The organism is Paenibacillus sp. LX16, assembly GCF_036252815.1.
In the GTDB taxonomy this organism is placed as follows: Bacteria; Bacillota; Bacilli; order Paenibacillales; family Paenibacillaceae; genus Paenibacillus; species Paenibacillus polymyxa_B.
Window position 1 is genome coordinate 3,225,649 of sequence record NZ_CP141152.1, and the last position, 20,673, is coordinate 3,246,321.

Here is a 20,673-nt window from a genome sequence, read left to right on the forward strand (position 1 = left end):
CAACTTTTCCTCCTTTTTCCATATATGCAAGCTCACAAACCTTAAAGATAGTTATTATCAATCAGACCGATTTACTCCCAGCTTAGAATCATTTGAATATCCTCCTGATGTGTCCCATCAGGTCCCGTCTCACTCTCCAAAACGATAGGAATACCTCTTACAGCCTCCTGATCTGTTATCCAACGCATGCCCTCAATACCAATGTAACCTTGTCCCACACGGGCATGTCTGTCTTTTTTAGAGCCATATGGGTATTTAGAATCGTTCAAATGAACTCCACACAGAGCTGACCAATAGCCGAGACGATTCCCTTTTTCGATCAAAGCCTCGTCCATTCCACCGTTCCACAATCCCGCTGCATATGCATGACAAGTGTCCAAGCAAAAGCCGATACTGTCAGGATACCGGCACAACTGACGGATCTGCACCATTTCCTCAAGTGCGGTTCCCATGGGGCCATGATCTCCCGCCTGATTTTCGATCAATATTTTAGCATTTCCCTGCCAGCCTTCCAGCACATCATTAAAACAGTTAATGATGTTACGGTAGCCCTCTAGAGGGTCTAACGAATGCATATGACCAAAATGAACGACAATCCCTTTTGACCCACAGGCTTCAGCAATATCCAGATCATTGCGTAATGAAGCAATCGTCAGCTCATAAAGTTCCTGACCACGCTCGGACCCATGAGCCGGATTAACGGGATATGGTGAATGAGCAATGGATTGAAGCTGGTGCTCTAAACAGTAAGCGTTGCAAGCAGCAGCATCAGTAGCACTCCATTCCTTCAGCCTAAGACTACGAGGATTTTTTGGGAAATATTGAAATGAACGTCCCCCCTGCTCTCGCGCACGCATAGCGGCTTTGGAAAAGCCACCACGCGTACTCACATGGGAGCCGATGAGCAATTTAGGCATCATGCTGCTGTACCGGGCAATAAAATGCTTTTTTCCCCGCCAGTTCAACCCTTACAATTTTCCCGCCACTTGGAGATTCTTCTCCTTCGCGGTCATATACTCGACACTGATGATCAAATCCACCTGTTAGCGTGTCCCCCTCCATTAGAGGCATTTCCATGTACCCGCCTTCCGCTGTAGCTTCACGTAGTACGGATTGAGTGGCATGATATAGCTTTTCCACTTTTTCTGTCGACTGCACAATGTTCTGTACTTTGGAACCAGGTGTAAATCCGGCGATATAAGCAATTTCGTCTGAATAACAATTGCCAATACCCGAAAAAATCTGCTGATTCACCAGCGTTGTTTTCAAAATCCCCCGGCGTCCCTTCAGCCGTGCTGTAAACTTTTCCAACGTCATGCGACGGTCTAACGGATCAGGACCCAGGCCTGACAAAGCTTCTTCTGTTTCTTTAGCCGTTAGCAGGTGCAGATAACCTAAGCGTAGTCCGATAAAATAAAGCTTTACTCCACTAAAATCTAATTCGATCTGAACTGTACGCTCTGGACGCTGTTCCTCCGTTCCCAGATATAACAGTCCTCCGAGCATCAGATGAAGTACGAGCCGCCCGCCCGTGTTTAAATGAAAAATCAAATGCTTGCCTCGACGCTCTAAATATACAACGGTCGTTCCCAGCAATTGCTTCTCAAACGTTTCCACTTCAGTATTAATGGACTTTTCACGGCTAACCGTCACTCCAGTAATCGGAATGTCCAAAATTTGTTTTGATAATAAGATTCTGTAGTTTTCCATTTCAGGAAGTTCCGGCATAACAACATCTTTCCTTTCGTAGCTACATAGCTTTTAATTCTCGCAAGTTTTGTAAGACATATACTTTCTATTATTTCAGCTCTTCTTTCATCCAGTCCTGCAGTTCAGCGAGATTGTCAAACATCAGGTCAGGTTTCACTCCAACGGTACGCACATGTTCGTCCATATTAGCACGGGTCGTCACGCCCGACAGGATCAGAGCTGTTTTACAACCTGCTGCTGCACCTGCCGCAATATCTGTAAGCATATTATCGCCCACAACCAGAGCTTCATCCGCCCTAATATTTAAGCGGTTCAGCGCATAGTTCATCAATACGCTTGAAGGCTTACCGATGACAATAGGCTTTACCTGTGAAGCCGCTTCAATTGCAGCTCCAATCGTACCTGCACCTGGCGTCAGCCCATCATGTGAAGGCAATTGGAGATCCGGGTTTGTCAAAATAAAAGTGGCTCCTTCCCGAATCCAACGCATGGCAGCGGCCAGCGCATCATATGTAAATTGACGATCTATCCCCTGTACCACATAATCAGGATGGTTCTCAACAAGCTGCAAACCGGCCCCTGTGAGTGCCTCGCGTAATCCTGTTTCACCAATACAATACACACGAGCTCCAGGACTTTGCTGTGCAACATATTGTGCAGCTGCTAACGCCGAAGTATATACTTCATGGCTGGCCGCTTCAATTCCCATACCAACCAAATGCTCAGCCACCGATTCGGGTGTACGTGAAGCATTGTTTGTAACATAAGCATAAGGTATCTGGTCTGTACGCAATCGGGATATGAACAGATCCGCACCCTTGATCATCCGATTTCCATGATAAAGTGTTCCATCCAGATCAATTAGTAACGATTTTATCGCAATCCCCTCCCCCACTTCAAATCCATTCACATCATAGCATTAAAAATTATAATTCATCCCATGAACGATGTTCTCCTTCTTATTTAACCACCTTAATTATTCAGGTCATAAAATAATCGGCCGTCTCTATTCATCTCATCTATCTTAAGTCAAAAATGCTTATGAAGTCCATGAATTGCTGGTAAACCGTCCAAAATAGCGCCATTCCTCGCTAAAAGCCGTCGCTTTCATATATCATAAGTTCACTTCTTCGTCGAAATCCATCGAAGGCGCTATTTCCTCAAAGGAAATCTCCTGTATTTCCTGGTCATGCTCAAGAAATAATATCCTTTAAATTCGATATATAGAAACTCGAATATAACACGCCTCCATATGTGGTAGAACAAATTCATCCTCCACCACCATGCACGGGTTCTCATCTCTTGTCGCATCCTGCGCTTTCCCGGAAAATAATTTCGGTGAAAAACAAAGGCACCGAGGCAAGCCCCGGCACCCATGCACATATCTTCTCCAATCGTTTATTAACCGATATCGGGTACCGGTAACAACACATGCTGCTCCGCAAGCAATGAATTAGGAAATATGCTTTGCGCTTCCTCCAGCAATGGCTGAAGTTGCTCCTGATCTTTATACCTAGAACTAAAATGCGTCATGATTAACTGACCCGCACCTGCGGCTTTTGCAGCTTCCGCTGCCTGAAGCGCTGTACTATGATGATACTCGTAAGCTGTATCTGCCAGTTCATGCAGAAAAGTGGCTTCATGAACGACGACAGTTGCATCTTGAGCCAGCACTACCGTATTCGGGCAAGGTCTCGTATCCCCTAAAATTGTGATAATACGCCCTTTTTTCGGCGAACCCAGTACATCCTGAGGATGCAAAATAACCCCACCTTCTACCTCCACGCTTTCCCCACGCTTTAACTTACCGTACACCGGGCCGGGCTTAATACCATATCGCTCCAACAGCTCTTGGTTAAGCTTACCGGGTTTATCCATCTCTACAACTCGGTAGCCATAGCTGTCAATCCGATGATCCAGCAAAGCTGACTCTACCCGGAATTGTCCGTCATCAAACAGAACTCCGCCCGTATGCTCCACAATATGTAGTTGGTAATTGATACGCGATTGGCTGATCCCTAAAGATAGCTCGATATATTGCTGGATTCCAGGCGGCCCATATACCGTCAGTGGTGTCGTTCCCCCTTGATACGCCCTGCTGGAAAGCAGTCCCGGCAGACCAAAGAGATGATCCCCATGCAAATGGGTGATAAATATTTTTTCAAGTCTGCTTAGTTTGAGCGGCGAACGCAATACCTCTTGTTGAGTGCCTTCGCCGCAGTCGAACAGCCACATGCTTCTTCGTTCTTCCAGCAAACGAAGAGCGATGGACGTTACATTTCGCTGAATCGTAGGCACCCCTGCATTTGTACCGAGAAAATAAAATTCCATAACATTAACCTTCTTCCTGCTGACCAGCAAAAAACCTCCGAAGCTCGGAGGGTATTTGCTATCCCATCTGATAAAGGTGTTAAACCTTTTCGACGTTAAAATACTGCGCCTGAGGGTGGCTGAACACCATGGCTGATACAGAAGCCTCCGGTTCCATCATAAACCCTTCCGTCAGCTCAACGCCAATATCCTCAGGTTTTAACAACTGGAACAACGGCCCCTGATCCTCTAGATCTGGACATGCCGGATAGCCAAAGGATACTCGAATGCCTTGATATCTGGCACCGTGTCGCTGTTTCATTGTCATATCGGCAGGGTCCGGGAAACCCCAGCTATCCCTGATAATATGGTGAAGCCGTTCCGCTAACCCTTCTGCTACTTCGAGCGCTACCGCTTGAAGTGCATGCGAGCGCAGATAATCTCCTTTATCTTTCCACTGGGTAGATATCTGCTGAATCCCATGACCAGCTGTAACGACCATGAAACCTACATAGTCCATAACCCCGGATTCCACTGATTTCAAGAAATCAGCCAGACATAGATAAGGCTCTACCTGCTGGCGCGGGAATGTAAATGCGTGCAGTACCTTGCTCACATCCGACGGATCATAGATCAGAATTTGATCTCCTTGGGACTGCGCTGGAAAGAAACGATACATAGCATGTGCCTGGATGATTCCGTCTGTCACGGCTTCAAACATGATGCTGTCCACGGTTTCCTTTAACTGAATCGCTTTCGGATCTTCCGAAGCCAGCAGCTGTTCAACATTGCCTTTTAAACCAAGATGATGCCCCATTAGCATCTGCATATTCACGTAAGGCAAAATATAATTCAGTGGATAGTTGCGCAGTACATGACGATCCGTATCTGGTGGAATATAGACGGGCAAATCCTGAGCAATGTTAGAGCGCACAGCTCGAGTGAGTTTAGGGAGCGGCTTGGCTTCCACGACTATTGCCGCTTCAGCTTCTCGCTCAGCCTCCATGTCCTCAGCCATTTTTTTGCGGGATTCGGGATTCATAAGCTTATTGGCAATATCCAGACCATCCATAGCATCCTTTGCATAGGCAACCAGACCATCATACTCAGGACGGATACGATTTTTAGTGAACTTACGTGTTAAAGCAGCTCCACCCACCATTATTGGAATATCAATATTCGCATTTTTCAAATCCTGTGCGGTCAGCACCATTTGTTGTGCCGATTTAACAAGCAGCCCGGATAAGCCAATCATGTCGGCCTTTTCTTCACGGTAAGCCTCAATAATGCGTTCTGGTGGTACTTTTATACCCAGATTCACGATATGGTAACCATTGTTGGATAGAATAATCTCCACCAGATTCTTACCAATGTCATGCACATCACCTTTGACTGTAGCCAACAAAATCTTACCTTTTACTGAGGATTCATTCTTCTCCATGAACGGCTCTAAATAGGCTACGGACGCCTTCATCACTTCAGCGCTTTGCAGCACTTCTGCCACAATCAGTTCGTTATTGTTAAACAGTCGTCCTACTTCTTCCATTCCCTTCATCAGCGGGCCGTTAATAATCTCCAGCGAAGAATATTTCGCGAGCGCTTGCTCCAGATCCGGAATGAGTCCCTCCTTACTTCCCTCCACTACATAGGAAGCCAGTCGTTCTTCGAGCGAAAGGTTTGATATCTTTTCTTTTTTCTCCACTTTCTTGTTACGGAAAGCTGCTACAAAAGCGGACAAAGTATCGTCATTTGTTTTATAGATCAAGTCTTCCGCAAGTTTCCGCTCATGCTCTGGAATGGATGCATAACGTTCAAGCTTCTCAGTGTTTACAATCGCATAGTCCAGACCTGCTTTGGTGCATTCATATAAATAGACGGAATTGAGCACTTCACGACCCGCTTCCGGCAAACCAAAAGATACGTTACTGATGCCCAGGATGGTATGTACCCCGGGAAGCGCTTCTTTAATAATGCGAATGCCCTCAATCGTTTCCTTAGCTGAACCGATATATTGCTCATCACCTGTTCCTACTGGAAATACGAGCGTATCAAAAATTAGATCCTCCGCTGCCAAACCATAACGGTTCACCAACAGATCATACGAACGTTTAGCTACCTCAAGCTTATCCTCACGTGAAATAGCCTGTCCGCGTTCATCAATTGTTCCAACAACAACAGCGGCGCCGTACTTATGAATAAGAGGAGCCATTTTCTCAAATTTCTCTTCACCATCCTCCAAATTAATGGAGTTAATAATTGCCTTACCTTGCGAATATTGAAGTGCTTTATCAATGACTTTAATATCCGTGGTATCAATCACCAAAGGTACTTTTACCTTGTTTACAACCAGTTTCAAAAACGCTTCCATATCCGTCATTTCATCGCGATCCGGGTCCTGCACACAAATATCAATGACATGCGCTCCGCTTTTTACCTGAGCGCGGGCAATTTCAGATGCCTCTTCATATTTGCCTTCCACGATCAAACGCTTGAATTTGCGGGAGCCCAGAACATTCGTTCGCTCACCAACCATATACGGACGATTGTCCTGTTCAATATATACAGGCTCAATGCCTGATACGGCAGGAGGATGATGACCTACCAGCGGACGCGGCTCAAACTGCGCCATACTTTCACTCATAACTCGAATATGCTCAGGCGTGGTACCACAACAACCTCCAGCAATATTCAGCCAGCCTTTTTCAGCGAAAGCAGCCATTTTACGTGCTAATGAATCAGGCGATTCATGGTATTGGCCATTTTCATCGGGCAAGCCAGCATTTGGATAACAGCTAATAGCTGCAGAGGACATTTCAGACAGAGAGCGAATATGATCACGCATAAACTCTGGACCTGTAGCACAATTCAATCCAATCGAAATGGGATGTAAGTGTTCAAGTGATATGCAAAAGGATTCGATATTTTGTCCGGCCAACGTCGTTCCCATAGGCTCAATCGTGCCTGAAATCATTAGCGGAAGCTCGATACCTGTCTGCTCAAAAGCCTGCCGAATTCCGATGCTTCCAGCTTTGACGTTAAGCGTATCCTGTGAGGTCTCCAAAAGGAGTACATCCACGCCGCCTTCAATAAGCGCCAAGGCCTGCTCTTGATAGCTGTCAATCAGCTCAGCAAATGTAACACCACCTGTGACAGACAAGGTTTTCGTGGTTGGGCCCATAGCTCCTACTACAAAACGTGGCTTGTCCGCAGTGCTGAATTTATCCACCGCGTTACGCGCCAGTTTGGCCGCCACCAGATTAATTTCACGGGCACGTTCTGGTATATCGTAATCCGCCAAAACGACGGATGTTGCTCCAAATGTATTCGTTTCAATTAGGTCTGCTCCGGCCTTCAAGTAGGCTTCATGAATCCCTTGAATGACATCCGGTCTCGTTAGGACCAGCATTTCATTACAGCCCTCCAGCTCTTCCCCACCAAAATCATCGGGGGAAAGGTCTTCCTGTTGAATCATGGTGCCCATGGCCCCATCAAGAAGGAGTATTCTTCGTTGTAATGCATCCTGCAAGCTAACTTTATCCAAATTTCTTCACCCCCGCAAAACGTTAAATCCTAGTTTAGCAGAAACCGTATCATTTAGATAGATTGAAGTAAAAACATACGTTTTATACAGGTTGTTCTTTGTAAAAACGACTTCTCTAATCCATTTTTATAGTTTGTAGCATTACAGAACGTATTTAACCCTGACCCTTTAGCTATAGTCATTTGCATTATAAAATGTTGAAATCCTGTATTGTACAACCTTTCAAGACATGGTATTCTTTATACAACATTAATCCAAGTGGAAAAGAGGGAATAAATATATGGCCGAAATCTTAATACGTAATACGAAAGAACGGATTAGCGGTGAAGAACAAGTACGTGAATTTCTGGAGAGTCACGAGATATTGTATGAACATTGGGATGCTTCCAAATTGTCCGGGGAGCTGCAAGAGAACTTTACCTTAACAGATGATCAAAAGACCGCTGTTCTCAAAACATTTGAACCCGAAATCAAGGATTTAGCCGCACGTCGCGGATATAAAATATGGGACGTTATCACTTTATCTGAAGCAACGCCGAATTTGGACGAGCTGCTGGCCAAGTTTGAGCAAATTCACACCCACACAGAGGATGAAATCCGTGCCATTGTCGCTGGTAAAGGCATCTTCATCATTAAAGGCCCTGAAGAGATCGGCTATTTTAACGTAGAGCTTTCACCGGGGGACGTTATCTCCGTACCTGAAAATATACCTCACTTCTTCACTTTAATGGAGAATCAAAAGATCGTCGCAATCCGATTGTTCATCGAAGAAAATGGCTGGATTGCCGAACCGTATGAAGATCCAACCTTCATTAAAGCATAATTACGAATTTATCCTTGTGTGAATAAAAAGAACTCCCTCTGCTCTGTAACAATCGAGCGAAGGGAGTTCTTTTAATACTCGTTTCTAAAGACTATAGATTTCTTACTTTAACGATTGAATAATTCCGTCCAGTTCAGACAGATGCTTGATTTCGAACTTCGGCTTGATCTCTGTGGTATTGGTTTTAGCGTTTCGGTTCACCCACACCGAGTGTACACCTGCTGCCAACGCTCCTTGAATATCAGTCGTCAGCTTATCTCCTACCATTAAAGCATGTTCAGGCTCAATACCAAGAAGCCCCAAAGCATGTTGGAATATAGACGGATCAGGCTTGCCTCGACCAAATGAACCTGAAATGACAACATGATCAAAAAAAGGAGCTAATTGAGGAACTCCATCCAGTTTCTCCTGTTGTAGATCAGGGGAGCCATTTGTCAGCAATAACAGCTTGTAATGTCCCTTCAATTGTTCTAGAATCTCAAACGTTTCTTCATATATATGTGGACGCGCGCGTCTTTCCGAAGCAAATTGGGTAGCCAGCTTTTCCGCCAACTTCTCATTATCTATCCCTAGTTGCTGAAGTCCTCTGCGCCATGATTCCTTTCGATAAACAGGGGCCAACTGTTCCAATTGGCGGAATTCAGGTTGCTGACCTGCTGTAAAATTCGCCCACAATCCTTCAAACGGATTAATGCCGATCATTTGAGTAAAACTAAAGGTTTCATAGGATTCATACAAAGCCCGTGCTTCCTTACGTACGGCTTCCTCCAGAGTTTTAGGATCAACGCCTGCTTCACGGGAGCCTGTTTGGCACGCTGCATCAAATGCCTCTTCTACACTACGTTCATCCCATAAAAGGGTATCATCAAGATCAAACATTACCGCCTGAATCGTCATCTGAATTATCCACTCTCTTTCCACAGTATATGTACACCTATTTGCTCGGTTACGTATTTGAATCGTTATGTGTGCCCATATTAAGCAAGCGGCCGCAGCATGTTATATGAAATAACATCATACGGCCTTTGTTACAGAGCTACAGGTTAAATCAGTTATTTCTTGTCCACCTGTATCTGATTGGATAGCGCAAACTTCTCAAGTCGCTCTGCAATGGCATCCGTGTCATAGCGACCTAATGATTTTGTGAAAATGAAATTACCGCCCTTACCTTTTCTTTCAACGGTTACGTAACCCTTTTCAATCTTGATGGCTTTCATATCCCCTGCCGTCATTGGACGTTCTCTACCACCTTTCAGCATATAGAGAGTATCCTTTCCCACTTTCAGATAAGGACGACGGATGAAAAAGATAACAGCCAGCATCAAGTACAGGCCGAATACAAGCCAATCCATTCCTCTCATGCCAGTCTTAGTCAAAAAGTAACTCATAAGCATGTACAATACAGAAAGACCAGCCAGCATAATTGGCACAGTAATGTTACGGCCACGGAAAATATCCATTGCAGAACCTGCGCCGTTAATGGTTTGAATGCCTTGCTTTTTGCGCGATTTATTTAAATGCGCTGTGTTTTTGCGTACTTTTCTTTCAAATGATCGGGCCATCTCTCAATTCCTTCCCAGATATATTACAATAAAACAATTGCCTCAAAGCTGATCTATATAGATACCGAAAACGGTACCTAAAACAAAAGGCAGATTGCAGGCTTGGGCGCTTTAACAACTTTAATGCTTCAGCCCGTCATTTCCCTTCGATGTATCATCGTCCACAAATTCAATCGTTTCAAGCTGCTGCCGAAAATTACGACGAATGTTACCTAAATAAATTTCCCGAAGATTGGCGCGCTCTGTGGCTTCCTCTTCCGTCAATCCCTCGGATTTTGCTTTGCGCGCTAATTCATTGATGCGCTGTACCAAGCTGTCTATATCCAAATTGTGTCCCCTCCATAAAAGCAAAGATATAATACACTTTGACATGTAGAAAAGAGCTTGTCAAGGCTCCCGCATTACGCTCCCTGACAAGCTCTAATAGTCTATAGATCAGAAGTTAGGAAGCTTGAGTACCTGACCTGCCTGCACTCCCCGATCCTCCAAACCGTTAATCCGCACAATTCCTTCTATATATACCCGTGTATCCATTCGTTCCGGTTTATGATTTGCGGCAATCTCCCACAACGTATCTCCAGGTTGTACGGTCAGTTTAGTCACTTCTTCCTTGGAAGCTGAAGGTGCCGCGAAAACCGTAAGTACACCTGCCCCTGCAATCCAAGCAATAACCACTAAAATAAGAAGCTTAGGTAAAAGAGTATTAGTAATAATTTGCATAAAACGCGCTCTACCCTCTTTTCGGGTCTCCTGCAAATTTTCTGAATTCATCGGAAAAATACTTTGATAAGTGCTATATTTCATCATTGGCTGCGACCTCCAAACGTTTGTTCTTATGTTTTCACAATATAACACGAACATTTGTTTTGTTCAATAGAAAAGAGAACAAAAGTTCGTGATTATTTTTAGGGATTATTTAGAACTTATGTTTGTACGAACGGAGGTTCTATGCTATAATTTTCCCAAACGTTACTAAATGGGGTTGATACGGTATGTCTAAGATTTCGAGCCGCCAGCAGGCCATTCTTGAATTTATCCGCAATGAAGTGCGTCTAAAGGGATACCCCCCTTCTGTACGCGAAATAGGCGAGGCTGTCGGATTAGCCTCCAGTTCTACGGTTCACGGTCATTTGGATCGTTTAGAGAAAAAAGGACTCATTCGACGCGATCCTACAAAACCACGGGCTATTGAGTTACTCGGTCAAGACGAATCGGATAACAGCAACTTGATTAATTACTCCATTAGTCGTGTTCCCGTCGTCGGCAAAGTAACCGCTGGTCTTCCTATTACGGCGACAGAAAATATTGAAGATTACTTTCCTCTTCCCCAACACTTTGTTGGTGAGGATAAAATATTCATGTTATCTGTTGTAGGCGAAAGCATGATTGAGGCTGGGATTGCTAACGGAGACTATGTAATCGTACGTCAGCAGCAGACCGCTGATAATGGTGATATTGTTGTAGCTATGACAGATGAAGACGAAGCTACAGTTAAAACCTTCTACAAAGAAAAAGATCATATCCGGCTTCAACCTGAAAATCCAGCCTTTGAACCGCTTCGCCTGACACACGTCAGCATTTTAGGCAAGGTTGTAGGACTCTTCCGGGACTTCCACTGATTTCTCGTTCTTTCTTCCCCGTTATTCTTTCCACTAATACAAAACCGGCTGCCTAGGCAAGCCGGTTTTGTATTGCTATTATGTTTATTATGTATCTCACAACTATTTTTTCATTTCAGCAACCTATTCCTATTTTTTCTACTATAAAATCAGCCTCCCCTTCTCAAATAATTTTCCACTGATCTTGAGCAGCTATACTGTCATGGGCAAAACTAATAGATCTTTCTTTGATTTAGATAAATATGGTATATTAATTACTCATATCTCTGTAGGAGGAATTAAATGAAAAAAAATATAACTTCAGCGTTTGTTGTGATATTTATCGCCATAAGCTGTGTAGTTCCAACAATGGATCATTTGTATGCAAAAGAGAACTCCCACATAACAACCTACGACCGTATTCAGTACATACAAATACTTATCCATTTCAGGTATTTAGAAAAGCAACTCGAAGCTGTAATTTTCGAAAGAAATAATTATCCAGAAGACAGCCAAGAATATAAACAGCTCTCTGAACAACTGAATCATATTCTTGCTCAAGAGGCGTACTACGAGAAAAAACTTAACACTCTTAATAGTAAATAATTTTCATACTAACTGCCTATTATCTTTATCTATACTATTAGACTCATGCCGACCTGCCTGTAACATTCTCCTGCAACGTAAAGTTGAAAAGGCGAAGACAGGTTCGCATGAGTTTTTTTATTAACCATTAGAAATATAGGTACTAGCTTCTTTTTGCTTTTAATAGATTTATGCTGATACATTACTATCACAATTGACATATGTATATAGCAGAACTAAGCAAAGGAGATATGCAGATGATCAGAAATAGAGTTAAAACGTATAAGCATCGCATCGGGAAAAACAGATATCTGGTCGTTAAAGTCTTTCAAGCCGCAGCTGCTAAAACAGGAAGCGGAAATGCACTAGCAACCAATGCCTTGAATATCAAAATTTCCAAGCGTAAGCATAAACGCCACTAAGATTTAACCGCACCTTCATTTCTTTGAAGGGAGGTGATCATATGAGCAGAAGACATTGCAAACGTGATTTGAGAAGAAGAAGATTAAACATCCGTTCGACTCAAAGAGCCATTGCGCGTGCAAGAGGTAACGCACTGGCTGTTAATCTGTTTAGCGTAAATGATAGACAACGCAGACGTTAATAATCGTTTTCAAGCAAAAGCGGGAAGGATTCTTCCTGCTTTTTTTGTGTTAAACGATACACCCAACTCCTAAATTCCATGGAACTGCTAAATTCAGTTGCCTTCCTTTTAAATACCATCGACATATTCAACTATGCTTCCACTGGTTAAAACAGAAGCGAAATAGTACCCAGTCAAAGCAGCAGCATTCTTGACTCAAATACTTTGTGTACAACTGGCCACACCTATAGCCCTCAAACTTGCTTCAGCTTTTTTCACTTAAGTATTCTGGCTGTAAATCCGTCCAGGGTTTGTACGTTGCTGCATTGTTTGCTCAATTTTTTATTTTTAAATTTTGTAAGGCCCCACTTGCCCACCAACGTATTCCACAAGCTCCATCATATCCTACTCAACGGCTGGACTACAGATGCTCTTATCTGACTTAATGCAGCTGAAAACAATTCGATATTCGATCAACACTTCATATGTATGATTCATGTTGATCAACTCGACAATTCATTCTGGATAAGCGCTAAAAATCCTTCTCTAAATAATCATCCCCTTACATGATTATTCGAAAGCTAATATCCGACACATAAAGATAAAATACAACAAACAAAGACAAGAAAAAAATTTCTCTTCACAACCAATGAACTATGTACAAAAACATTACACATGTATAACATTAAATACAAATACTAGAAAGGTGGTAACAATTTAATGAAAAAAGTATCTTTACTAGCATCAGTAGCAATGCTTATCTCATCTGTAGCTTTTGCTGCCCCTTCTTTTGCAGATCAGGTCACAAGTGACACTTATAGTTCATTACAAGACTCAAATAGAAGTATAGAGTCTGTTACGCCTTTTGCTAATGTTGAATATGTCGTTACTGTAAATACGGCCAATCTCAAAGATGCCGGAACAGACTCGAACATCTCTATAACTCTGTATGGTTCTAATGGAGATTATGCTACCGCTACACTCAATGGTAGCTTTGAACAAGGAGATTCCGATACAACAAGAATCAGCACTAGTAACCTAGGTGACATCAGAAAAATTACTATTAGAACTGATGGATCTGGGTATAAACCAGGTTGGAAAATCGCTAATGTCAAAATATCTGGAAACGGGAAAACTTTGTCATTTGCAGGTCCTAACCGTTGGCTTGGTGACGGCGGTTCCGCAGATTCCGAAACACTTTTTCCATCCTAAAAACAAATATTCATACAAAAGACTCTGTCGATATTTGGATAGAGTCTTTTTGTTTTGGATGAATAATCCTACTAAAATTGTATCGCCGTAATTATAACCCCATCTCAAGAATCAATTTTAATAATAAACTCACTAATGGGAAAAATGTTATGTAAATTTGCCATATAAACAAAAGCTAAGAAATAACCGCTGGAAAAGTATATTGAATCTACTAAGAAAATCATAGCTTTAAAAAGAATTCAAGCATCAAATCACAACACCTAATTTTTCGATTTAGCATGTCTCTTCTAGCCCCAATACTTTTAAGTAGATCATGTGCATTTTTGAATATTGGATTATCATTTCCATCTACCTGACTTAACGCAGCTGCGAACAGTTCGGTATCCTACTTTACCACTTTGTACTTATGATCAACAGTTACATTACTCTCTTGTATTTTCACAATAATCTCATCCTCAATAGCTGCCAGTAAAAACAATTAACCCTCAAGCCAATCCTCTATCATAGGACACCTCCAAAGTATATTAAATCTTCTTAATACTATACTGAAAGATGTGCAAAGTATCGTGCGTATTATCGCAAATAAAAGGCTCATACCAGTTATTGTTGCAAACTAATAAGGCCCTATCTGAGATTAAATTTAGGTATTAGGAAGGATTGTACCCATTCTATGAAACATTCCCCTTCTTACAAAATACAATAAGCGCAAATCTATTATGGCAGGAAATCCACCAAGTATTCGCCAAAAGAGAAGCGAATACTGTGGCTATTGCCAAATAGCTTATGCGCTCATTGAGTTCAACTATTTGCCATCCATGAGTGAAGTGGTATTATCCAACAGTTCTTTTCACAAATTAAACCCAAAGTGATTTAGTGATGATAACTAAGAGAATAAAGAGCACTAAAATTGCCGCTGTAGAAGTCCATACACCGCCGCCACCTGCACCTTCATATGCACCCATGTCTTAAACCTCCTTTATTTGTCGTTCACCTTAATATATGTATAAATACGTTCAGTGATAGGGCATGCAGGTAAACAAAACAAAGGCTCACACCCAGATAAACCGGTAGAGCCTAATTATCTTTATAAAAGAATTAATTTCAAGATGATTACCAACAAAATGAAAAGTGCCAAGACAGCAGCTATCGATGTCCAAATCTTCCCGGCCGTTTCTTCGTAACCTCTTTCTATTCCTCTCACACGTAACGCCTCCTTTGTTTACTCCACAAGCTATGCGAGTCTTGTTTATGGGATGGACTTCTAGGAAAATAAAAAAACACCTTACCAGCGTATCCAGCAAGGTGCCACTGATAAGAACTTTTACTATTGCCACAACTAAAGAACAACAAGAAGGACTCCTACAGCATTTAGCTGATAGAGTCCTTCTTTATATCTGCCTTAATTTAATTGCATTGAGTTATGGCTTCGAGTATATATTTTTCACTCCTCCAGATTCAATTAATGAATTTTACTATATTCCAAAACAATAAACACCCCGTCAGCGTATGCCAGTAGGGTATCACCCATTCTTTCGGATTACATAACGATTTGGTGATATTTCAAAAGAATTTATATAAGGTCAGGCTGCTCGCCTTACGTTATTATACGTTCTGTCCAGTTCCAAGTGCCTTGGCTTGTTACTTTGATCTTATCCCCAACGACAAAAAGGCCGTATTTTGACGGCCTTTCATGAGCTTTAGATACGCTTCCTTATGTTCCGGTATGATGATGCGGCTGCTTTCCCATAATCCATTACCTTCGAGTCTTTTTGACATGTATGTAGTCTCCTGATGTGTTATGCACAAATTATATTCTGAGTACAAAAAATAAACTCCAGATCATTGGAGGTTTAATACCATATAATGCCTATTTCGAGACGAGGAAAATGTAATGATCTTTTGGTCACCATCCCAGCCCTCTATGATTACAATATAGAGCGCATATCGCTCTTATTGTCCCCTTCTTCCCAAAGCCAGCAACCGCGCGCCTTTATGTCCACTACACTGCTACCTGTCTTTATCTCCAGTTCCATCATGTTGGGCACCCGTCTTCGCTCAGCAGAATTATTGTAGAGTATTGGAGTAGCGTTCGATATCTGGTAACAAAGCGTTCAACTTCTTTGTTGCCCGGCGTTTCCGTATACTATACAGATCAGAACAATGAACGACGAAAGCGGACACAACTATTTTGCAACAATAGCGGAATAGACGGTTGCCAAAGTTACACTAAACTTTTGCAGAAGTTTACGATGGTGCACGTAAAGCCATGGAAAGAATATGGAGGCGATATGCCTGAGCCAATAGGATAAGACAAGAACAGCAGTAAATTTAATGTGTGTATTCCTAAAAGCCTACGTCGTCCATTGTCAAAAGGAGCTGCTGCCGAAAATTCTCCCTTGAATCAGCATTGCCTTTACAAATTGAGCAAATGAGGGATTTACAATAAAGTTTGGACCTCCCCCCCATCAACCCAGCCTAAACAGACGCATTGCAGTTCGTGCCAACCTCAAACGGCAGGTCATTCACCGCATTGGTGCCAAGATACTAAAGGCTGAGGATAGCTGCGAGTTCCCAAAAAACAGTTTTCAATAAAGCGTACAATCGCAGCAAGTTAGTACATTTGAATAATCAGGAAATATCCAAGTAGGAGGAAATAACCATGGCATTTGAAGGTTATAGAGAAGACAAGCGAGAACATTGGTTTGACTGGCCATTCCCCTTGTCGGTATCAATACTGTATGTGGATGCGGATGTAGATGTAGATGAAACAGAAACGAAATGGTACCTCATTGACGAACAAGAAAAACACTTGATCCGAATTAGGGATGAAAAGCAAATTGAACTGCTTCATCACTGCATGTATGGAGTCTTGTTAAATGACGAGAAGATCAACTGGATTATTGATAAAAATGGCGGTAGATTTACCTATCATGATGGTGTTGAAGATTTTATCAAATTCCAGAAAGAATACCTTGATACATTATAAGAGGCGTGAACAGTTAAAAGCTCTACCGACCAATTAAGGTTAGCAGAGCTTTTAAATTTATTTAGAATATTCACTTACTTCAAATGTTAGGATACGATCATATAGCATGTAATCCTTTCGGCTGCTGAATGGACCTTTATTATTATCGTGTTTATTAATGGCGTATGAAGCCGATCCAGAACCAGCCTGCTTGCCCTCATACCATGAGATAAAGTCATTGACCTCTTTCATGCTTAGGTCAAACTCCTTTTCCAAACCAGTTGTCATAGTAACCACCAGAATTGCACGGTCCCCAGTTGGTAGAGATGGATCAGTTGGTTCGGGAGTTGGTGTCGGCTCAGGTGTGGAACTGTCACTCTTCCCGAATATCTCTATAGTATTAACCGGAGAATTAGCCAATGTACTCTGACTTCCTCCAATAACGTAAATTTGTCCACCTAATGTTATAGCTCCAGCCCCACTTCTAGCTTGCTTTAAGCTAGCCTCAGGAGACCATTTATTCTGTTCAAAATCAAAGGATTCTACTGTATTAAGTTCATAACTACGTCGACCTGCTTCAGTTTTTCCAGCAATAGCAAATACTTTATTGGAATAAATGACAGCTTGGGCCTCTCCACGTGCTGTCAAAAGATTGGGTTTAGTTGACCAGTTATCGTTATCGGGATCATATTCAAGAAATGTGTTTAGTGAAACATTTGAATTATTATCAATATGTCTACCTGCTACAAGATAGATTTTGTCCTTATGTACAACTGCAGAGGAACCATGAAGTGTATTCGGCATAGGTTTCTTCGTTGACCAGCTGTCGGAAGCCGGATCATATACTTGGACAGTAGCAACTGAACGCGTATTTGTTGTCATCCCACCAAACACATAAATCTTTCCCTTATGCAAAACACTTGTCAACGAACCTAAAGCCTGCGGCATAGCTTTCCTAACACTCCATGTATCTGTCTGGGTATTGTAAACTTCAACATTATTTACTGAGGAGCCTCCTGTCCAGCTAAAGGCATTACCTGTATAGCCACCAATAACATAAATATCATTTCCATAAACAACGGAAGTTGCTGTAGAACGAGCCGTAGGCATGCTACTTCTTGAGGCCCATATATTATTTTTCGGATCATAAAATTGAACATCCTTATATGGGTTTGATCCTGAAGAACCACCGAAAATATATATCTTACCATTCAATTCAGAAACAGCACTTACCGCCTTAGGATTTTCTATAGTCGTTTTAATCGACCATTCATCGCTTACAACTTCTGCTTTTACCTCTATAGCTGACATATTCAAGAACACTATCACTACAATTAAAATACTCCATAATGCTTTAATTTTACTTATCACTCGATCTCCTCCTAGCAATATATTGAACTATTACGAAGATAAATCATTCTTAAGAACCTGTCTAAACATTAACTTGCTGATCTATAAATATAATCTAAATATTTGCATATTTATTTTTTATTGGGTATAAAAAAGACTCATACCAGTTACCCGGTTGAGCCTTTCACATCACTCTAAATTAAAAACTGATTAACGAAAAAAACTCTACCGACCAATTAAGGTTAGCAGAGCTATTTAATTTATTTTGGGTATTCACTTACTTCAAACGTTAAGGATTTTTTAATATTTAATTATAGCTGATCCTGCTCTAGCCCACTCTTTTGATTCTAATTGAATCCATCCATATACTTTTGAATCGGAGTTGATCTTTTGTTTTATCAGAGAAAGGTTCTCATAACTGCTGGAACCGTAAAGACTCCCTGTTTTTGGGGCAATTTTTACTGATAACGTATTTTCTATACTCGGTGTATTTTCATCACTTGTCCAGACCAACCGATTATAATAATTAGCATTAAAAGGATTTTCCAAACCATTAATTGAAAATTTCACTCTTTTCACTGTAACAGATACATCTGTATATGCCGTGTCATCTTTAAATAATACTGATTGTGATAAAACTATTTCTTGATTTGAAAAATTTTTGTAAGTGTCAAGCGTTACAGTTGCTTCATCTGCAGAAGCTGACAACGGAGCAATAACTGAAAACAACATAGCAATTGTGGAAAAAAATAAAGTAGCTTTCCTTCTCATTTTTTGTCCTCTCCTTCTTTTAATCTTCGTCAATAAACATACAGCTTAATGACTGTCAAAGTAAGGGAAGCTTTGTCTGACATGAAAAATACACATTTGATTAAGTGTTCTTTTTCGCGTCTACTCTAAATCTAAACTGATTCCTCATAAAATAGCTTCCGTTTAACTTAATCGACTCAGGAGAAAACTTATCTGAGTACCACCATAGTCTATAACCGATATTAAATCCTCGCCCAATGGCTGGACTACATATACTCTTACCTGGCTAAATCGCAAAAAAATCCTTCTATAAATATTCGTACCATTCCGTGATTCATTAAAAATAAAAATATTCGACATATAAAGATGAAATACAACAAACAAAGACAAGGAAAAAATTTTCTTCACGACCAAAGAACTATGTACAATATATTACCCATGTATAACATTAAATACAAATATTAGAAATATGGTAACTAATTAATGAAAAAAGTATCTTTATTAGCATCAGCAATGCTCATATCATCTGTAGCTTTCGCAGTACCTTCTTTCGCGGATCAGGTCACAAGCGACACTTATAGTTCATTACAAGACTCTAATAGAAGCATAGAGTCTGTTACACCTTTTGCTAATGTTGAATATGTTGTTACCGTAAACACAGGCAGTATTGTGGATTCAGGTACAGACTCAAATATTTCTATAACTCTGTATGGTTCTAATGGCGACTATGTTACGGCTGCACTCACTGGCAGCTTTGAAAAGGAGATTCTGATACTACAAGAATCAGTACCAGCAGCCTTGGTGACATCAGAAAAGTTACCATTAGGACTGATGGATCTGGAAGAAAACCAGGTTGGAGAATTGCTAATATCAAAGTAACCGGGAACGGAAAGACTTTCTCATTTGCAGGTCCTAACCGTTGGCTTGGTGACGGCGGTTCCCCAGATTCCGAAACACTCTTTCCATCATAAAAACAAGTACTTATACGATTCATACAAAGGACTCTATCAAGTTTGATATGATCCCCTTATAGTAGACAGAAAAGAGCAAGCCGACTAATCTGTCTATTATAGAGGGGATTTTTCTATGGGAGAAATAAGAAAAACTTACGATGTGAGCTTCAAGAAAAAGACAGTGGATCTGTACCTCAAAAAGGGAATCGGATATAAAAACGTGGCACGAGAAATGGAGATTGACGCTTCGCTGGTTCGACGACGGGTGAGACACTTCAAAGCCGAGGGAATAAAAGGTCTAGAGGAAAAACGAGACAAAGCACAAGGGCCTGGCATCGGCAGACCTCGAACACGCCCCGAAGATCCAGAGATCAAGCTGAAACGCCTCGAAGCAGAAAATGAAGTGCTAAAAAAGCTCTTGCAGATGTCAACGGAGGAATGGAGGCTGTACCCAAGAGTACAAAGTTTGCGGTGATCCAAGAATTGCTTAGTTAGGGACATAGCATAGTACTACTATATAAACTGGCCCGAGTGTTCAAAAGTGGTTTTTATAAGTGGATAACATGAAAGATGTTTGTTTCACCCAAACAGCGGGAAGATGAAGCTATGAAGCTAAAAATCATGGCATGTGACGAGGAACTGAAGGGAATATACGGTTACCGCAGGGTAAAGGTTTAATTGAATTAAATCTACAGCATACATATGAATCATAAGCCACGTACTTATGGTGA

The 20,673-nt window shown here is 41.5% G+C and carries 22 protein-coding genes and 2 pseudogenes; 10 read left to right on the forward strand and 14 right to left on the reverse strand.

Annotation, left to right across the window (positions count from 1 at the left end; genetic code table 11):
- Positions 1–71 precede the first annotated feature (71 nt).
- The 5 genes from T3H97_RS14075 to metH form a co-directional block, all read right to left on the reverse strand.
- Positions 72–920, reverse strand: a complete 849-nt coding sequence (locus T3H97_RS14075) for a deoxyribonuclease IV (RefSeq protein ID WP_328802827.1) — start codon at positions 918–920, stop codon at positions 72–74.
- Entirely contained in the window at positions 910–1,728 is an 819-nt protein-coding gene (locus T3H97_RS14080; RefSeq protein ID WP_328800040.1) for an Fpg/Nei family DNA glycosylase, read from the reverse strand. Before T3H97_RS14080 ends, T3H97_RS14075 begins: the two co-directional genes overlap by 11 nt.
- Positions 1,729–1,798: 70 nt before the next feature.
- A complete protein-coding gene (locus tag T3H97_RS14085) occupies positions 1,799–2,605 on the reverse strand; it encodes a TIGR01457 family HAD-type hydrolase (protein WP_328802828.1) in 807 nt (268 codons plus the stop codon).
- Between the two features lie 506 nt (positions 2,606–3,111).
- Positions 3,112–4,041, reverse strand: coding sequence for a ribonuclease Z (gene rnz, locus T3H97_RS14090; RefSeq protein ID WP_103049124.1), 930 nt, complete (start codon positions 4,039–4,041; stop codon positions 3,112–3,114).
- A 79-nt stretch (positions 4,042–4,120) separates the two neighbouring features.
- On the reverse strand, positions 4,121–7,561 hold the full coding sequence (gene metH / locus T3H97_RS14095; protein WP_328800041.1) for a methionine synthase: 3,441 nt from the start codon (positions 7,559–7,561) through the stop codon (positions 4,121–4,123).
- 280 nt (positions 7,562–7,841) lie between these two features.
- On the opposite strand from metH, the gene T3H97_RS14100 reads away from it, so the two are divergent.
- Entirely contained in the window at positions 7,842–8,384 is a 543-nt protein-coding gene (locus T3H97_RS14100; protein WP_328800042.1) for a 1,2-dihydroxy-3-keto-5-methylthiopentene dioxygenase, read from the forward strand.
- Between the two features lie 102 nt (positions 8,385–8,486).
- On the opposite strand, the gene T3H97_RS14105 is transcribed toward T3H97_RS14100, so the two are convergent.
- The 4 genes from T3H97_RS14105 to T3H97_RS14120 all read right to left on the reverse strand — a co-directional run bounded on the left by T3H97_RS14105 (position 8,487) and on the right by T3H97_RS14120 (position 10,750).
- The gene (locus T3H97_RS14105; RefSeq protein WP_328802830.1) at positions 8,487–9,281 is read right to left on the reverse strand and encodes an HAD family hydrolase; all 795 of its coding nucleotides are present in this window, start codon (positions 9,279–9,281) and stop codon (positions 8,487–8,489) included.
- A 155-nt stretch (positions 9,282–9,436) separates the two neighbouring features.
- On the reverse strand, positions 9,437–9,946 hold the full coding sequence (locus T3H97_RS14110) for a hypothetical protein (RefSeq protein ID WP_061831521.1): 510 nt from the start codon (positions 9,944–9,946) through the stop codon (positions 9,437–9,439).
- Between the two features lie 120 nt (positions 9,947–10,066).
- Positions 10,067–10,273, reverse strand: a complete 207-nt coding sequence (locus T3H97_RS14115) for a DUF896 domain-containing protein (protein ID WP_013310543.1) — start codon at positions 10,271–10,273, stop codon at positions 10,067–10,069.
- Positions 10,274–10,381: 108 nt separating this feature from the next.
- The gene (locus tag T3H97_RS14120; RefSeq protein ID WP_328802831.1) at positions 10,382–10,750 is read right to left on the reverse strand and encodes a LysM peptidoglycan-binding domain-containing protein; all 369 of its coding nucleotides are present in this window, start codon (positions 10,748–10,750) and stop codon (positions 10,382–10,384) included.
- A gap of 188 nt (positions 10,751–10,938) precedes the next feature.
- On the opposite strand from T3H97_RS14120, the gene lexA reads away from it, so the two are divergent.
- From lexA to T3H97_RS14145, 5 genes are all read left to right on the forward strand, one after another.
- Positions 10,939–11,565 carry a transcriptional repressor LexA gene (gene lexA / locus T3H97_RS14125; RefSeq protein WP_013310545.1) on the forward strand — a complete coding sequence of 209 codons (627 nt, stop codon included), beginning with the start codon at positions 10,939–10,941 and terminating at the stop codon, positions 11,563–11,565.
- 282 nt (positions 11,566–11,847) lie between these two features.
- The gene (locus tag T3H97_RS14130; protein WP_328800043.1) at positions 11,848–12,150 is read left to right on the forward strand and encodes a hypothetical protein; all 303 of its coding nucleotides are present in this window, start codon (positions 11,848–11,850) and stop codon (positions 12,148–12,150) included.
- A 236-nt stretch (positions 12,151–12,386) separates the two neighbouring features.
- Positions 12,387–12,551, forward strand: a complete 165-nt coding sequence (locus T3H97_RS14135; protein WP_013310546.1) for a hypothetical protein — start codon at positions 12,387–12,389, stop codon at positions 12,549–12,551.
- A 41-nt stretch (positions 12,552–12,592) separates the two neighbouring features.
- A complete protein-coding gene (locus T3H97_RS14140) occupies positions 12,593–12,733 on the forward strand; it encodes a hypothetical protein (RefSeq protein WP_167348633.1) in 141 nt (46 codons plus the stop codon).
- Between the two features lie 699 nt (positions 12,734–13,432).
- Positions 13,433–13,924, forward strand: a complete 492-nt coding sequence (locus tag T3H97_RS14145) for a PLAT/LH2 domain-containing protein (RefSeq protein ID WP_328800044.1) — start codon at positions 13,433–13,435, stop codon at positions 13,922–13,924.
- A gap of 854 nt (positions 13,925–14,778) precedes the next feature.
- Here T3H97_RS14145 and T3H97_RS14150 read toward each other — a convergent pair.
- Both T3H97_RS14150 and T3H97_RS14160 read right to left on the reverse strand, forming a co-directional pair.
- Positions 14,779–14,886, reverse strand: coding sequence for a hypothetical protein (locus T3H97_RS14150; protein ID WP_023989007.1), 108 nt, complete (start codon positions 14,884–14,886; stop codon positions 14,779–14,781).
- 724 nt (positions 14,887–15,610) lie between these two features.
- Positions 15,611–15,700, reverse strand: a pseudogene (locus tag T3H97_RS14160) (YolD-like family protein); the annotation flags it as partial.
- 883 nt (positions 15,701–16,583) lie between these two features.
- On the opposite strand from T3H97_RS14160, the gene T3H97_RS14165 reads away from it, so the two are divergent.
- The gene (locus T3H97_RS14165; protein WP_328800045.1) at positions 16,584–16,910 is read left to right on the forward strand and encodes a hypothetical protein; all 327 of its coding nucleotides are present in this window, start codon (positions 16,584–16,586) and stop codon (positions 16,908–16,910) included.
- Between the two features lie 57 nt (positions 16,911–16,967).
- Here the strand turns inward: T3H97_RS14165 and T3H97_RS14170 are convergent, their stop codons facing one another.
- The 3 genes and pseudogenes from T3H97_RS14170 to T3H97_RS14180 all read right to left on the reverse strand — a co-directional run bounded on the left by T3H97_RS14170 (position 16,968) and on the right by T3H97_RS14180 (position 19,334).
- On the reverse strand, positions 16,968–18,260 hold the full coding sequence (locus T3H97_RS14170) for a Kelch repeat-containing protein (protein ID WP_328800046.1): 1,293 nt from the start codon (positions 18,258–18,260) through the stop codon (positions 16,968–16,970).
- 279 nt (positions 18,261–18,539) lie between these two features.
- Positions 18,540–19,010 (reverse strand): hypothetical protein, encoded by a 471-nt coding sequence (locus T3H97_RS14175; RefSeq protein WP_328800047.1) that lies wholly within the window; start codon positions 19,008–19,010, stop codon positions 18,540–18,542.
- 100 nt (positions 19,011–19,110) lie between these two features.
- Positions 19,111–19,334, reverse strand: a pseudogene (locus T3H97_RS14180) (hypothetical protein).
- A gap of 138 nt (positions 19,335–19,472) precedes the next feature.
- Between T3H97_RS14180 and T3H97_RS14185 the strand changes: the two are divergent.
- The 3 genes from T3H97_RS14185 to T3H97_RS14195 all read left to right on the forward strand — a co-directional run bounded on the left by T3H97_RS14185 (position 19,473) and on the right by T3H97_RS14195 (position 20,417).
- The gene (locus T3H97_RS14185) at positions 19,473–19,868 is read left to right on the forward strand and encodes a hypothetical protein (protein WP_328800048.1); all 396 of its coding nucleotides are present in this window, start codon (positions 19,473–19,475) and stop codon (positions 19,866–19,868) included.
- Positions 19,811–19,960 carry a hypothetical protein gene (locus T3H97_RS14190; protein ID WP_328802832.1) on the forward strand — a complete coding sequence of 50 codons (150 nt, stop codon included), beginning with the start codon at positions 19,811–19,813 and terminating at the stop codon, positions 19,958–19,960. The genes T3H97_RS14185 and T3H97_RS14190 overlap by 58 nt, the downstream gene beginning before the upstream one ends.
- A 115-nt stretch (positions 19,961–20,075) precedes the next feature.
- Positions 20,076–20,417: a transposase gene (locus tag T3H97_RS14195; protein WP_328800049.1), complete on the forward strand. Its 342-nt coding sequence runs from the start codon at positions 20,076–20,078 to the stop codon at positions 20,415–20,417.
- The last annotated feature ends 256 nt before the right edge of the window (positions 20,418–20,673 follow it).

What these genes read in the sequence shown, in the direction of transcription:
- T3H97_RS14075 (WP_328802827.1), bottom strand. Translation starts at nt 920, where the DNA reads ATGATGCCTAAATTGCTCATCGGCTCCCATGTGAGTACGCGTGGTGGC.
- T3H97_RS14080 (WP_328800040.1), bottom strand. Translation starts at nt 1,728, where the DNA reads ATGCCGGAACTTCCTGAAATGGAAAACTACAGAATCTTATTATCAAAA.
- rnz (WP_103049124.1), bottom strand. Translation starts at nt 4,041, where the DNA reads ATGGAATTTTATTTTCTCGGTACAAATGCAGGGGTGCCTACGATTCAG.
- T3H97_RS14100 (WP_328800042.1), top strand. Translation starts at nt 7,842, where the DNA reads ATGGCCGAAATCTTAATACGTAATACGAAAGAACGGATTAGCGGTGAA.
- T3H97_RS14105 (WP_328802830.1), bottom strand. Translation starts at nt 9,281, where the DNA reads ATGACGATTCAGGCGGTAATGTTTGATCTTGATGATACCCTTTTATGG.
- T3H97_RS14110 (WP_061831521.1), bottom strand. Translation starts at nt 9,946, where the DNA reads ATGGCCCGATCATTTGAAAGAAAAGTACGCAAAAACACAGCGCATTTA.
- T3H97_RS14120 (WP_328802831.1), bottom strand. Translation starts at nt 10,750, where the DNA reads ATGAAATATAGCACTTATCAAAGTATTTTTCCGATGAATTCAGAAAAT.
- lexA (WP_013310545.1), top strand. Translation starts at nt 10,939, where the DNA reads ATGTCTAAGATTTCGAGCCGCCAGCAGGCCATTCTTGAATTTATCCGC.
- T3H97_RS14130 (WP_328800043.1), top strand. Translation starts at nt 11,848, where the DNA reads ATGAAAAAAAATATAACTTCAGCGTTTGTTGTGATATTTATCGCCATA.
- T3H97_RS14135 (WP_013310546.1), top strand. Translation starts at nt 12,387, where the DNA reads ATGATCAGAAATAGAGTTAAAACGTATAAGCATCGCATCGGGAAAAAC.
- T3H97_RS14140 (WP_167348633.1), top strand. Translation starts at nt 12,593, where the DNA reads ATGAGCAGAAGACATTGCAAACGTGATTTGAGAAGAAGAAGATTAAAC.
- T3H97_RS14145 (WP_328800044.1), top strand. Translation starts at nt 13,433, where the DNA reads ATGAAAAAAGTATCTTTACTAGCATCAGTAGCAATGCTTATCTCATCT.
- T3H97_RS14150 (WP_023989007.1), bottom strand. Translation starts at nt 14,886, where the DNA reads ATGGGTGCATATGAAGGTGCAGGTGGCGGCGGTGTATGGACTTCTACA.
- T3H97_RS14165 (WP_328800045.1), top strand. Translation starts at nt 16,584, where the DNA reads ATGGCATTTGAAGGTTATAGAGAAGACAAGCGAGAACATTGGTTTGAC.
- T3H97_RS14175 (WP_328800047.1), bottom strand. Translation starts at nt 19,010, where the DNA reads ATGAGAAGGAAAGCTACTTTATTTTTTTCCACAATTGCTATGTTGTTT.
- T3H97_RS14185 (WP_328800048.1), top strand. Translation starts at nt 19,473, where the DNA reads ATGAAAAAAGTATCTTTATTAGCATCAGCAATGCTCATATCATCTGTA.
- T3H97_RS14195 (WP_328800049.1), top strand. Translation starts at nt 20,076, where the DNA reads ATGGGAGAAATAAGAAAAACTTACGATGTGAGCTTCAAGAAAAAGACA.